This window comes from Ornithinimicrobium sp. INDO-MA30-4 (genome assembly GCF_021535045.1).
In the GTDB taxonomy this organism is placed as follows: domain Bacteria; phylum Actinomycetota; class Actinomycetes; order Actinomycetales; family Dermatophilaceae; genus Ornithinicoccus.
The window spans coordinates 1,048,057-1,061,845 of record NZ_CP091056.1 but is presented as its reverse complement, the minus strand read 5'-3'; the positions used below and the strand labels follow the sequence as shown (position 1 = coordinate 1,061,845).

Below are 13,789 nucleotides of genomic sequence, written 5' to 3'. Positions count from 1 at the left end.
CGAGGGCTTTCGCGCGTCTGGTGGCCAGCACTGGGGCGCGTTGCCGGGTGCGCGCAGAGGCTGTCGGTGCGACGGGCTACCTTGGGTGTGTGTTCTATTGGCGACAACGGCAAGAGCCCGAAGCGGGGCGATACGGCGTGGAGTGGGCCTTCACTGACCGACATGGCGGGGTGAGTCAAGGTCATTATGGCTCCCTCAACCTCGGTGCGGGTGTTGCAGATGACCCAGCGGCGGTGGCGGAAAATCGATCTCGAGTGGCACGGTCTCTTGGGCTTGCGCCCGCCAAATTAAGGTTCATGAGCCAGCAACACGGGTGTGATGTGCACACGGTGCATCCTGGTCAAGAGCATTCTGGGTCGCCTGACGTCGACGGGATCGTCGCACGGGGCACCTCGCAGGGAGTTGCCGCGTTGGTCGCTGACTGCACACCAGTCCTGTTGGTGGACCGATCGGTTGGGCTCGTAGCCGCGGCGCATGCGGGACGTCCAGGGATGATGGCGGGGGTCGTGCCGGCCACAGTCCAGCGCCTACGAGACCTCGGAGCGGTCAGCTTAGAGGCCATCGTCGGGCCCTCAATCTGCGGGCGCTGCTACGAAGTGCCTTTAAGGATGCGCGAGGCAGCGGGAGCGGTGAGTCCAGTGACTCCCGCCGTCACCTGGACCGGGACCCCGGCCATCGACGTCGCCGCGGGCGTTGTTGACCAACTCACGGAGTTATCGGTGCCATGTTCGTGGGTCCCTGGTTGCGCGCGCGAGTCCGAGGATCTCTATTCCTATCGCGGAGAAGGCCAAACTGGCCGATATGCAGGGGTCGTTCGCCTCTTGCCTCCGCTCGGCGGTGAAGCCGCGTGACCGAAATAGGCCAAGACGAGCGACGCCATGAGGTTGAGCAAGGTCTAGCGGCAGTGCAGGGTCGCATCAAACAAGCAGTCCAGGCCGCGGGCCGTGACAGTGACGGTGTTTCCCTGATCGCCGTGACCAAATTCTTCCCGCTCAGTGATTGCCAACTCTTGCTTGAGATGGGCCAAGTCGATTTTGGCGAGAGCAGAGATCAAGAAGCGAGGAGAAAGTTTCAGACCTCCGCGATTGGGCCCAAGCCCGTGGTGAGAGTGGCACCTCAGGCAGCCGCCCATTCACCACGCACTTCGTTGGTCAGGTGCAGAGCAAGAAGGCACGTTCTCTCGCGCGCTATGTGGACGTCGTTCACTCTGTCGACCGCCCCAAACTGGTCACGGCACTTGATCGCGCGGTGGATCATGCCCGTGAGGCAGGGGAGAGGTCGGAGGGGATGGGGGCCTTGATTCAGGTGAACCTTGATCCGGATACCGCCGCAGACCGGGGAGGAGTCCCGCTCAACGGCGTCCAATCTCTCGCAGAAAAGATTGCCCAGAGCGATCACCTGCGGTTGCTGGGGCTGATGGCGGTTGCTCCACATGGAGCCCAGGGTCAGGAAGCGCAGGGGCCTTTGACTCACTGGCCGCAGCTTGCAATGACCTGAAGCAGGTGCATCCGCAAGCTACCTGGATGTCGGCCGGCATGAGTGGAGACCTAGAGCAAGCCATCAATGCTGGCGCGACACACCTGCGTGTCGGCGGCGCAATCCTCGGATCGAGGTATCCCGGCCGGTAACGTCATTCGGGACAGCACCACCCACTGTGGTGGCACCGATACACAAGGAGCTCGCTGATATGGCCGGGGCACTGCGCAAAACGATGGAGTTCCTCGGCTTGAGTGAACTCGATGAAGAGTACGACTACGACGAGCAGGACAACTACCAGCGTCCGGCTCAGTCCATGAAGTCGGTCACATCTGAGGACGACGAAGAGACCACCCAACGCGAGGCTGAAGTAACTCCTTGCCACGCCGGACACCGGTTGCACGGGTAGTCCAGGAGCCGGAGGTACGTGAGATGAACCGCATCAACACGATTCACCCACGCACTTACAACGAGGCGAAGAACATCGGTGAGTCCTTCCGCACCGGGACGCCGGTCATCATGAACCTCACCGAGATGGACGATTCAGACGCCAAGCGCCTCGTCGACTTTGCTGCCGGTTTGGCCTTCGGCCTGCACGGTTCGATCGAGCGAGTGACCAGCAAGGTATTCTTGCTCTCGCCTTCTCATGTCGAGGTCGAAGGCGGAGCCCCGACCGGGCAGTCCCCGTCTGGTCTCTTCAACCAGAGCTGAGATCATTAGCTCATGATTGTTAGCAGCACACTGGGGTTTCTCCTCTTTCTCTATTTCATCGTGCTCTTGGGCCGCTTGGTCTTTGACTGGGTGCAGGTCTTTGCCCGCGACTGGAAGCCGACAGGCCTGGTGCTTGTGGTCGCCGAGGGCGTTTACACGCTCACGGATCCGCCGCTCAAGGCGCTGCGCCGGGTTATCCCGCCGTTGCGTCTCGGCGGTATTGCGCTTGACCTGGGGTTCCTTGTTCTCATCTTCGGTGTGTCGATCGCCCGAGTCTTCGTGGCGCAGATCCCCTTCTGAGCCCGGTTGGTGGGGCCCGATCTCGGAGCAGAGTGACCTGAGTGGGTGGGCCTGTGCGGCCGCGGTGTGACATTGACTACGGCAAAGGCAACCTGGAGCCATAACCTCGCTGCGTGGATAGCCCCAAAAATGTGCGCTCTAGGCATTTGCGATAGTCACCAATGTGACTAGTGTGGGCTAAGGTAAATGTGACCGAGCATGACCGCACTTGTCCTGTTGCCAGTGCAGTGTCAAGGCTCATCGACTATCCGCAGCGAGGTGAAACATGGCGTTGACCGCCGAAGACGTCATCAAGAAGAGCTTCAAGCCGACGCATCTCAAGCGTGGCTATGACGAGACAGAAGTCGATGACTTCCTTGATGAGATTGTGGTTGATTTCCGCCGCATGGGTTCTGAGATCAGTGCATTGCGCTCTGACCTTGAGGACTGCCGTGCGAGCAAGGGCATCGACTCCGACTCTGATCGCACGCAGGCAATGTCTGCCTCTGTCGTCAGCCCCGACTTAGAAGCTGAGCAGGAGCAGTTGGCTAAGGCCCGCCGCGAGCGCGACGACCTAGTAGCCGAGCTCGATGACCTGTCGAGCCGTGTCCAGCAACGTCGCGACGAGGCCGATGAGGCCGAGGCGTCTGCGACTGCTCGTGTCGAAGAAGCGCGTCGCCGCGCCGAAGAGGCCGACGAATCCAACAACGAGACTGATGAGCGCACCCGTGCGCGGCTAGACGGCGAGTTGCTGGAGCTGCAAAACAAGGTCGACGCGGCTCGTTCCGAGGCAGAAAAGGCCGAAGAGGAGGCTAAGCAGGCTGAAGCCGAAGCGAAGAGCCGCATCGAAGCCGCTCAAGCAGATGCAGACGCCGAGATCTTGGCTCGCAAGCAAGTTGCGACCGACGAGATCAAGCGCTCTGACTCCGAGATCGCCGCGGCACGTGGCCGTGTGGCGACGGCAAAGCTAGACGCTGACGCCAGCCAGCCCCAGGCTTTCGCTGCATCGGCAGTTGGTGGCAACGGGGAAGACCCCACCACCATCATTTCGCTCGCGCAGCGTCTGCACGACCAGCACGTTGCCGAAGGTGAGGGCACCAAGGCTCGCCTGGTGAAGGAGGCGGAAACCTACCGCGACAAGGTGGTTGGCGACGCCGATCGTCGAAGCAAGGACCTGCTGAGCACCGGTCAGAAGAAGCACGACGACCTTGTTGGTTCGGGTCAGAAGCAGCACGACGATTTGGTCAACGAGGGCACGTCGACGCGTGAGCGCCTGATCAACGAAGGCCAGGGCAAGCACGACGAGCTCGTCAACAGCGGTCAGAAGCAGCACGACGATTTGGTCAACGAGGGCACGTCGACGCGTGAGCGCCTAATCAACGAAGGCCAGGGCAAGCACGACGAGCTCGTCAGCAGCGGTCAAAAGCAGCACGACGACCTCATTGGTTCGGGTCAGAAGCAGCACGATGATTTGGTCAACGAGGCAACGTCGACGCGTGAGCGCCTGATCAACGAAGGCCAGGGCAAGCACGACGAGCTCGTCAATACCGGCCAGGGCGAAAACAAGCGCCTCATCGGTGAAGGTGAGTCGACGAAGGCCCAGTTGATCAACGATGGTCAGTCGGCACACGACCAGATGGTCGGTGAAGCAGAACAGCGTCGCACGAACGTGTTGGGCGACTTGAACAACCGGCAGGGTTCGCTCTCCACCAAGATCAACGAGTTGCAGTCCTTTGAGGCCGACTACCGCAGCCGCCTGCGTAGTTTCCTCTCGGAGAACCTGACAAAGTTGGACGACGACGAGAAGTCCCAGTCGTAGGGAATCAGTTCCGTTAGACGAAAAGATGTGGCCCCTCTCAAGGGGCCACATCTTTTTGTCGTTGGGGTCTTGTGCTCGGCCAGATTAGGGACCTATTCTTCGCGCAGACAGATTCCGCATGGAGCGGACTCGACGAGTGCAAGTGAGGGCCCCCGAATGGTTGCTAAAAGTCGCAGTAACGTAGAGCAATCTGAGCCCTCAGCCACTGCGGAGCCGTTGACCGGATCAGAAGCGGGGGATTTGGCGGTTCACGGCAACGAAGATCCGTGGTCGGCCGCAGAGATCGCCGAAGTGCGTGATGAACTGCTCGCAGAGCGGGCGAGACTGCTCGAAGAATTGGGAAATGCCGCGCGGGATCATTTAGAACTTGTGCGGCAATCCGGTGAGGGTGCCGGCGACGATCAGGCTGATGCTGGCGCCGCAACATGGGAGCGGGAGCATGAGATGAGCTTGACTTTTAATTCGAGGGCGCTGCTCGCTCAAACTGAGCATGCGCTCGAAAGGATAGCCGAAGGCACCTACGGTATTTGCGAAGAATGCGGGAACGCGGTGGGCAAAATGCGGCTGCAAGCCTTCCCTCGTGCGACGCTATGCCTGACATGCAAAGCGAAGACCGAGCGCCGCTGACGCCAGAATCACAGCCTGTTGCCCACGGAGAAGACTCGTCGGGGGCCGATACTCCCGAGGGCAAAAACCGTTTTCGGTGGGTCTTGCTCATTAGCCTCGTCTGGATCGTGATCGACCAACTGACCAAGATCTGGGCTGTTCAGCGACTGACGGGTAGTGAGCCCATCGATGTCATCCCTGGTGCAGTGGAGTTTAGGCTCCTCTACAACTCCGGTGCAGCCTTCTCGATCGGGACAGGCAACACCTGGATCTTCACTATTCTGGCGACGGTCGTCGTATCGGTCGTCTTGTGGCAGGCAACGAAGGTCCGCAGCCTCGGATGGGCGTGGGCATTGGCATTGCTCATCGGCGGAGCGGGAGGGAATCTTGTCGATCGTCTCGTGCGTGACCCCAGTTTTGCCCAAGGCCATGTCGTCGACTTCATTGCCTTTCCCAACTTCCCCGTTTTCAATATCGCAGACATCGCAGTCACCAGCGCGGCCGTGCTGATTGCTCTGCTGTCCTGGCGTGGCATTGGTCTCGATGGCACTCGTCTCGAAGACGAGAAGGCCAGTGAGCCCGGCGTTGGATCAAGCGATGACACCCACAGGAGCGATAACGATGGCTGATGTACGCGCATTGATGGTGCCCGATGGCTTGGCGGGGGAGCGAGTCGACAGTGGGGTGTCCCGCATGCTCGGCCTCTCGCGCAGCCAAGCGGCTGACTTGGCTGCAGATGGTGCCATCACGATGGCTGGCAAGAAGGTTGGAAAGTCAGACCGGCTGATCGACGGCGCGCTGATCGAAGTTGAGATTGCGCCCCTTCAGTTGCACCCGAGATGGTCGTGATCCCAGAGGCTGTCGAAGGCATGCGCATCGTGCACGATGACAACGACATTGTCGTGGTGGACAAGCCGGCCTATGTCGCGGCGCACCCGTCGGTCGGCTGGCATGGTCCAAACGTGGTGAGCGGTCTGGCGGCGGCGGGATATCGAATTTCGACCTCGGGAGCCCGGAGCGCCAAGGCATCGTGCAACGACTCGATGTCGGCACCAGTGGCCTCATGGTGGTAGCAAAGTCTGAGAAGGCATACACGGTTCTCAAACAAGCCTTTAGGGACAGAACAGTCTCCAAGACCTACCACTCGTTGGTGCAGGGCCTCCCTGACCCCCACGAGGGCACGATCGACGCTCCTATCGGCCGTCACCCCGGCCACGACTATCGCTTTGCCGTGATGAACTCGGGCCGACCGAGTGTGACGCACTACGAACTCTTAGAGGCGCACCGTTCAGCCTCATTGCTGGAGATCCACCTTGAGACCGGGCGGACCCACCAGATCCGGGTGCACTTCTCAGCTCTGCGGCACCCGTGTTGCGGTGACCTGACCTATGGTGCTGACCCGACCCTGGCTAAACGCCTTGGTCTCGAGCGTCAGTGGTTGCATGCCGTGCGACTTGGCTTTGACCACCCCGGATCCGGGGAGCTTGTCGAGTTCGAAAGTTCCTACCCGGAGGATCTGGAGCAGTCGCTGGAAAAGGTCCGCAGCTAGCTCTTTCGAAGCCGACTCTGGTCAGGATTGTCAGGGGCGGGCTTTAAGATCATCGTGATGTCAGCGACCTCCAGCAACTCCAGTTTCGTCCACCTGCACAACCACACCGAGTATTCGATGTTGGACGGTGCAGCCCGGATCACCGGCATGTTTGAGCGTGCCGCCGAGTTCGGCATGCCCGCACTTGCCACGACCGACCACGGCTATCTCTTCGGTGCGCACGAGTTTTGGTCGGCGGGTCAAAGCATGGCGTCAAGCCAATCATCGGCCTTGAGGCATACCTGACGCCCGGCACTGCCCGCGGTGACCGCACCCGGGTGAAGTGGGGCGATGGTGGCCGGGACGACGTCTCCGGTAGCGGTGCCTACACGCACATGACGCTATGGGCCCGGACTAACGGTGGCATGCACAACCTCTTCCGGATGGCGTCGCTGTCATCGCTGGAGGGGTACTACTTCAAGCCACGCATGGACCGCGAGTTGCTTGAAAAGTACGGCCAGGGCCTGATTGGCACCACGGGCTGTGCGTCTGGCGAGATCCAGACCCGCATCCGGCTCGGTCAGTACGAAGAAGCGCGACAGGCGGCATCCGACTTCCGCGACATCTTTGGCGCTGAAAACTTCTACTGCGAGTTGATGGATCACAACATCGACGTTGAGCGTCGGGCCCAACAGGACCTGCTCAGACTCGCAAAAGAGCTCAAACTGCCCCTGGTGGCCACCAACGACCTGCACTATGTTGACAAGGCAGATAGCAAGGCGCACGCCGCGCTCCTGTGCGTGCAGTCCGGTTCGACCCTGCAAGACCCCAAGCGGTTCAAATTCGATGGCGAAGAGTTCTACCTCAAGAGCTCGGCCGCCATGCGCGAGTTGTGGCGTGACTATCCCGAAGCCTGTGACAACACGCTGGAGATCGCCGAACGTTGCAACGTCAGCTTCACCGAGGGCGAAGGCCGCTTCATGCCGCGGTTTCCCTGCCCCGAAGGTGAAGACGAGACTAGTTGGTTCATCAAGGAGGTTGAGGCGGGACTGCGCCGTCGCTTCCCCGAGGGCGTTCCGGCGTATGCCGAGGAGCAGGCCAAGTACGAAACCGAAGTGATCGTTGGCAAGGGGTATCCCGGTTACTTTCTGGTGGTTGCTGACTTCATCAACTGGGCCAAAGACAACAAGATCCGTGTTGGTCCTGGTCGTGGCTCAGGTGCTGGCTCGATGTGCGCCTATGCGATGGGCATTACCGACCTCGACCCCGTCCCGCATGGGTTGATCTTTGAGCGTTTCCTTAACCCCGAGCGCCAGTCGATGCCTGACTTCGATGTGGACTTTGACGATCGACGCCGCTCAGAGGTGATTCGCTATGTCGGTGACCGCTACGGCGAAGATCGAGTTGCGATGATCGCCACTTACGGCACGCTCAAGGCCAAGGCCGCGCTGAAGGACTCGGCGCGAGTGATGGGCTTCCCGTTCTCCATGGGTGAGCAGCTCACCAAGGCAATGCCGCCTGCCGTCATGGGCAAGGACATACCCCTGAGCGGGATCGAAGATGAGAGCCACGCTCGCTACGGCGAAGCTGGAGACTTCCGCGACTTGCTCGAGCGGGATCAATACGCTGCCGAGGTTTTCGAGACGGCCAAGGGCGTTGAGGGCTTGAAGCGGCAGTGGGGTGTGCACGCGGCCGGTGTCATCATGTCCTCAGAGCCACTGATCGACATCATTCCGATCATGCGCCGCGACGCTGACGGCGCCATTATCACCCAGTTTGACTACCCAACCTGCGAAACCTTGGCTTGGTCAAGATGGACTTCCTGGGTCTGCGTAACCTCACGATCCTGGACGATGCACTCGACAACATCGTGGCCAACCGTGACGAGACCATCGACCTTGAGCTGTTGTCCAAGGACATGACCGACCGCCCAACCTATGAGCTCCTCAGTCGCGGTGACACTCTCGGTGTTTTCCAACTGGATGGCAGCGGCATGCGCAGCCTGTTGCGGCTGATGCAGCCCGATAACTTTGAGGACATCTCTGCGGCGTTGGCGTTGTACCGGCCCGGTCCGATGGGAGCCAATGCGCACACCAACTTTGCGCACCGCAAAAACGGTCGCCAAGAGATCGACTTCATCCACCCAGAGCTCACCGACGCGCTCAAAGACATTCTGGGCACCACCTATGGCCTGATCATCTATCAGGAGCAGGTGATGGAGATTGCGCAAAAATTGGCTGGCTACACCCTCGGTAAGGCCGACCTGCTACGCCGAGCGATGGGCAAGAAAAAGAAGGAAGTCCTCGATGCAGAGTTCATCCCCTTCCAGCAAGGGATGCTCGACAACGGGTATTCAGAAGCAGCCGTTGACAAGCTCTGGAGCATCCTGCTGCCCTTCTCGGACTACGCCTTCAACAAGGCACACACCGCGGCCTACGGTCTGGTGTCGTACTGGACGGCCTACCTCAAGGCCAACTACCCAGCGGAGTACATGGCCGCGCTGCTGACCAGCGTTCGGGACGATAAAGACAAGACAGCACTGTATTTGAGCGAATGCCGCCGAATGGGCATTGAGGTGCTGCCGCCCGACGTCAATGAGTCGGTGGCCAACTTCGCTGCCGTTGGCACCGACATTCGCTTTGGCATGGCAGCCATCCGCAATGTCGGTCGCAACGTCGTCGACGGGGTTGTCACCGCCCGCGAAGAAAAGGAGCCCTTCACCGCGTTCGAGGACTTCCTGCGTAAGTGCCCACCGGTGGTTTGCAGCAAGCGAACGGTGGAGTCCTTGATCAAGGCCGGTGCCTTCGATTCGCTGAACCACACCAGGCAGGGCCTCGTCAGCGTCCACGAGCGCTACGTCGAAGCACTCTCAGACGAAAAGAAGCACGAAGCGATGGGCCAAGACTCGCTGTTCGGCGACTTTGGTGGAGACGACTCAGCCGTGCAATTGGCTGCTCTGCCTCAGATCCCGGAGATTGAGTGGGACAAGAGCGTGTTGCTTTCGTTCGAGCGAGAGATGTTGGGCCTGTATGTCTCAGACCACCCGCTGAACGGTATTGAGCACATCCTCAGCCAGCACGCCGACCGAGCCATTCTCGAGTTGTCTACTGATGAGTCGGTCAAAGACGGTGACAACATTTCGGTCGCTGGCCTGATGACCTCTGTGGTGCTGAAGCGCACCAAGAATGGCGACCCGTATGCCCGGGTCCAGGTCGAGGATATGGCTGGCTCCATTGATGTCGTCTTCTGGCCAAAAACTACGAGAACGTTAAGACCCACCTCGCTGAAGACACGGTGGCCGTAGTGCGCGGTAGGTTGAAGAAATCGGAAGAGGGTCTGGAGTTAATCGCTCAAGACCTCATGCTCCCCGAGATTAAGACTGGTCCTCGCGGCCCGATCGTGCTGAGGCTGCCCCTGTCCCGAGCCACCGACACGCTGGCCACCAGTTTGAAGGATGTGCTGGCTGGCCATCCTGGGTCGACCGAAGTGCACGTGAACCTGGTCCAGCCGGGGCGTTCAGTCTTGATGCGCCTGGACACGTCCTTACGGGTTTCAGCTTCGCCGGACCTCTTCGGTGACCTCAAAGCGTTGCTGGGGCCGGCGGCTATCCAGAGTTAGGTCGTTGCACCTGCCCCGTCCCGGCAACTAGCCGGGGCGGGGAGGCGATCTGGCAGGAAGATCGCGTAGGTTGTCCGGGTGACTTCAGAGTTGAACCCACCCATTGCCGAGCGTCGGGACGAAGCCCGCGAGCACCATGGCGAGGTCGTTGTTGACCCATACTCATGGCTGCGCGACAAGACCGATCAAGACGTTATCGACTACTTGAACGCTGAGAACGCCTACACCGATGCGGTGACCTCAGATCTGGGAGATTTGCGCGAAAGCGTCTTCAGCGAAATTGCGGGCGCACCCAGCAGACAGACCTCTCCGTCCCTATCCGAGATGGTCGCTGGTGGTACTACTCGCGCAGCATCGAGGGGGAGCAGTACTCCGTCCATGCCCGGATCGCCGTGGCTGACAGCCACCAGCGCCCCGTGCTCGACCCCATGTCGGTGCCAGAGGGTGAGCAAGTGCTGCTCGATGGCAACAAAGAGGCAGCAGGTCAAGAGTTCTTTGCTTTGGGGGCCTTCGATGTCAGCCCCGACCACCAGTTGCTGGCCTACGCCGTCGACAACACGGGTGATGAGCGCTTCAATCTGCTGATCAAGGACCTTGAGTCCGATGCCATCGTCGATGACGTGGTCGTTGGAATTGGTGCTGGCGTGGCCTGGTCGCTAGCTGGCGACTACGTCTTCTACACCCGTGTAGATGATGCATGGCGACCACACCAAGTGTGGCGACACAAGATTGGGACGGCTGCCACCGAGGATGTCTTGGTCTTCAGCGAAGGCGATGAACGCTTCTGGATGGGGCTGGGGTCCTCGCGGGACAACCGCTATCTCTTGATCGCGCTGGGCAGCAAGAACTCCACGGAGTTTCGCCTACTCGACGCGAGTGATCCCACCGGGGAGTTCCAGGTGGTCCAAGAGCGTGCCGAGGGCGTCGAGTACGACATTGAGTTGGCTGGCGATCACGCCTGGATTCTGCACAATTGGTCGTGCCCTGATTTCGAGTTGGCGGTTGCCGCTCTGGATGGCTCCGTCTCGCACGACTGGGAAACTGTTGTCGCTGGCCAGGAAGGCGTCAGGCTCACCGCGGTCGACGCGTTCAAGGACTTCCTGGCGCTCTCCATGCGTCGAGACGGCCTGGCCCACGTCCAGATCATCCCGCGCGATGAGCACGGGCGAGCGCAGATTTCCCAAGCATGGGATGTCTCGGTCAGCGAAGAACTGTTCACTGTGGACGTAGGCATCAACCCGGACTACACGGCCAGCACGTTGATGGTCCTGGTCGAGTCCATGATCACCCCCCGATCGGTCTTTGATCTGGACGTGGCATCGGCACAGATGACGCTCGTTAAGCAGCACGCAGTCCTCGGTGGTTACGACCCTGCCGATTACCAGCAGCACCGAGTGTGGGCAACCGCCGCCGATGGAACTCAGATCCCTATTTCACTCGTGGCCAGAGCCGATGTCGCGATGGATGGCACGGCTCCCGGCATGCTGTACGGCTATGGCTCCTACGAAATCTCCATCGACCCTTGGTTCTCCGTTTCCCGGCTCAGCTACCTCGATCGGGGAGTTGTCTACGCTGTTGCGCACGTGCGTGGGGGCGGTGAAATGGGCCGCCATTGGTACGAGCAAGGCCGGATGCTGAACAAGAAGAACTCGTTCACCGACTTCGTCGCCTGTGCTGATCACCTCATTGAGATGGGTTGGGTCGCGCCCGACCGGTTGGCAGCTGAGGGGCGTTCGGCAGGCGGCTTGTTGATGGGCGCGATCGTCAATTTGGCGCCCGACCGGTTCCGTGTGGTGCATGCTGGCGTGGCATTTGTTGATGCCCTGAACACCATCTTGGATCCGAGCCTGCCGCTGACCGTCGTTGAGTGGGAGGAATGGGGAGACCCGCTGCACAACGCAGATGTGTATGAGTACATGCGCGAGTACACCCCCTACGAAAACCTCGCAGCGGTCGAATACCCAGCTATCTTGGCGACGACGGGGCTGAACGACACCCGCGTCTACTACACCGAACCAGCCAAGTGGGTCGCGAAGATGCGCCAGACCGTCGCGAACGGCGCCGATCGACCAATACTGCTACGCACCGAGATGGTGGCCGGGCATGGCGGCAAAACGGGCCGGTATGACGCCTGGCGCGAGGCAGCTTTCGAGATCTCTTTCGTTCTGGACCAATTGGGCGCCGATCAGATCAAACCGTGACACTGGCACTCCCGTAACCAAACTGACAAGGTAGGCGCATGGCAGCTGCGACGACAATCGTTCTTTTCGGTGCAACAGGAGACCTGGCAAAGCGAAAATTGCTTCCCGGGCTACTCCACCTTTTCCAGTCCAAATTGCTCGATGACCTGAGGGTCGTGGCAACATCGCTGGACGAGATCAATCTCACCGAGTTCCGTGATTTGGCAAAAAAGGCAATCAAGGAGTTCAACACTCGGGAAGCTGATTCCGCCGGTTTGGATGAGTTCCTCAAGCATGTCGACTTCGTCGGAGGCAAGGCGGGCCCCAAGGCGCTCGGCAAAGCCGTGGAGAAGGCGGAGAACGAGCTAGGAGAGGGTGCACGTCGCCTGCACTACCTCTCGGTGCCGCCAAAGGCCGCTCTGGACGTTGTTTACATGCTTCGTGACGCCGACCTGGTGGAGCGCAGCCGCATCATCATGGAAAAGCCCTTCGGTACGGACCTCGCGTCTGCTGTCGAGCTCAACCGCAAACTGCACGAGGTGTTCGACGAAGAGCAGATCTTCCGGATCGACCACTTTTGGGTAAAGAGGCGGCCCAGAACATCCTGGCGTTCCGGTTTGCCAACGGACTATTTGAGCCAATCTGGCACCGCAACCACATCGACCACATTCAGATCGACGTGCCGGAAACTCTGGGCCTCGAGACTCGGGCCGGTTTCTACGAGGAACTGGCGCATACCGGGACATGGTGGTCACCCACCTGTTCCAGATCCTGGCCTTCACCGCCATGGAGCCACCCACTGCGCTTGAGCCCAATGCCATTAGTGAAGAAAAGAACAAGGTCTTCCGCTCAATGCTCCCAATCGACCCGAAGGACGTCGTCCGCGGGCAGTACCTGGGTTATCGCGAGTCGCCTGGCGTGGCGGAAGAGTCCGACACCGAAACGTTCATCGCTCTCAAGTGCTACATCGACAACTGGCGCTGGGCGGGCATCCCGTTCTACTTGCGTACCGGCAAGAAGATGGCCGAAGGCGCACGCATCATCTCGATTGCGTTCCGTGAGCCACCAAAGTCAATGTTCCCGGCAGGTTCGGGCGTCGGCGACCGCGGTCCTGACCACTTGACCTTTGACCTGGCAGACCGGACTCGGATGTCGCTGTCGTTCTACGGCAAGCGCCCCGGCCCAGGAATGAAGCTCGACAAGCTCTCTATGCAGTTCTCAATGCAGGAGACAAGCTGGGGCGGTGCCGTGCTAGAGGCCTATGAACGGCTGATCTTTGACGCGGCTCGCGGTGATCGCACCCTTTTCACCACAGCTGAAGGTATCGAGCGACTGTGGGAGATCTCTGAGCAGCTACTTCAGGAGCCACCAGTCGTGCGTCCGTACGAGGAAGGCTCGTGGGGGCCCAACCAGATTCACCAACTGGTGGCGCCCTTCACTTGGCGTCTGCCGTTTGAGCGCAAGTGGCGTGAAGGAAACCCCAAGAAGTAAGGCTTTGCCGGAGTAGGCCGGAACAGAGGGTATGGCTAAGGCCCGCACACGTTGTCCGGGCCTTAGCCATACCCGCTCGTC

10 protein-coding genes and 4 pseudogenes are annotated in these 13,789 nt (G+C 60.2%); 13 read left to right on the top strand and 1 reads right to left on the bottom strand.

What is annotated here, in order from left to right; genetic code table 11:
- Nucleotides 1-20 precede the first annotated feature (20 nt).
- Nucleotides 21-851, top strand: coding sequence for a polyphenol oxidase family protein (locus L0A91_RS06185; protein WP_311198062.1), 831 nt, complete (start codon nt 21-23; stop codon nt 849-851).
- A 44-nt stretch (nt 852-895) separates the two neighbouring features.
- On the opposite strand, the gene L0A91_RS06180 is transcribed toward L0A91_RS06185, so the two are convergent.
- Nucleotides 896-1,054, bottom strand: a complete 159-nt coding sequence (locus L0A91_RS06180; protein ID WP_235246248.1) for a hypothetical protein — start codon at nt 1,052-1,054, stop codon at nt 896-898.
- Nucleotides 1,055-1,155: 101 nt separating this feature from the next.
- Between L0A91_RS06180 and L0A91_RS06175 the strand changes: the two genes are divergently transcribed.
- From L0A91_RS06175 to zwf, 12 genes and pseudogenes are all read left to right on the top strand, one after another.
- The gene (locus L0A91_RS06175; protein ID WP_311198061.1) at nt 1,156-1,497 is read left to right on the top strand and encodes an alanine racemase; all 342 of its coding nucleotides are present in this window, start codon (nt 1,156-1,158) and stop codon (nt 1,495-1,497) included.
- A 190-nt stretch (nt 1,498-1,687) separates the two neighbouring features.
- A complete protein-coding gene (locus L0A91_RS19680; RefSeq protein WP_235246247.1) occupies nt 1,688-1,885 on the top strand; it encodes a hypothetical protein in 198 nt (65 codons plus the stop codon).
- Nucleotides 1,886-1,908: 23 nt separating this feature from the next.
- Nucleotides 1,909-2,187, top strand: coding sequence for a cell division protein SepF (locus L0A91_RS19675; RefSeq protein WP_397333819.1), 279 nt, complete (start codon nt 1,909-1,911; stop codon nt 2,185-2,187).
- A 12-nt stretch (nt 2,188-2,199) separates the two neighbouring features.
- Complete coding sequence (locus L0A91_RS06160) at nt 2,200-2,487, top strand: YggT family protein (protein ID WP_235246246.1); 288 nt, start codon at nt 2,200-2,202, stop codon at nt 2,485-2,487.
- Nucleotides 2,488-2,752: 265 nt separating this feature from the next.
- Nucleotides 2,753-4,285, top strand: a complete 1,533-nt coding sequence (locus tag L0A91_RS06155; RefSeq protein ID WP_235246245.1) for a DivIVA domain-containing protein — start codon at nt 2,753-2,755, stop codon at nt 4,283-4,285.
- A 240-nt stretch (nt 4,286-4,525) separates the two neighbouring features.
- Nucleotides 4,526-4,912 (top strand): TraR/DksA C4-type zinc finger protein, encoded by a 387-nt coding sequence (locus L0A91_RS06150; RefSeq protein WP_235246244.1) that lies wholly within the window; start codon nt 4,526-4,528, stop codon nt 4,910-4,912.
- On the top strand, nt 4,876-5,520 hold the full coding sequence (gene lspA, locus L0A91_RS06145; protein ID WP_235246242.1) for a signal peptidase II: 645 nt from the start codon (nt 4,876-4,878) through the stop codon (nt 5,518-5,520). Before L0A91_RS06150 ends, lspA begins: the two co-directional genes overlap by 37 nt.
- Nucleotides 5,513-6,440 (top strand): annotated as a pseudogene (locus tag L0A91_RS06140) (RluA family pseudouridine synthase). The gene lspA and the pseudogene L0A91_RS06140 overlap by 8 nt, the downstream one beginning before the upstream one ends.
- Nucleotides 6,441-6,497: 57 nt before the next feature.
- A pseudogene (gene dnaE, locus L0A91_RS06135) lies at nt 6,498-10,037 on the top strand (DNA polymerase III subunit alpha).
- 78 nt (nt 10,038-10,115) lie between these two features.
- A pseudogene (locus L0A91_RS19670) lies at nt 10,116-11,323 on the top strand (oligopeptidase B); the annotation flags it as partial.
- Nucleotides 11,300-12,238, top strand: coding sequence for a prolyl oligopeptidase family serine peptidase (locus L0A91_RS19665; RefSeq protein ID WP_397333854.1), 939 nt, complete (start codon nt 11,300-11,302; stop codon nt 12,236-12,238). The pseudogene L0A91_RS19670 and the gene L0A91_RS19665, both read left to right, overlap by 24 nt.
- 38 nt (nt 12,239-12,276) lie before the next feature.
- Nucleotides 12,277-13,708, top strand: a pseudogene (zwf, locus tag L0A91_RS19660) (glucose-6-phosphate dehydrogenase).
- Nucleotides 13,709-13,789: the final 81 nt, after the last annotated feature.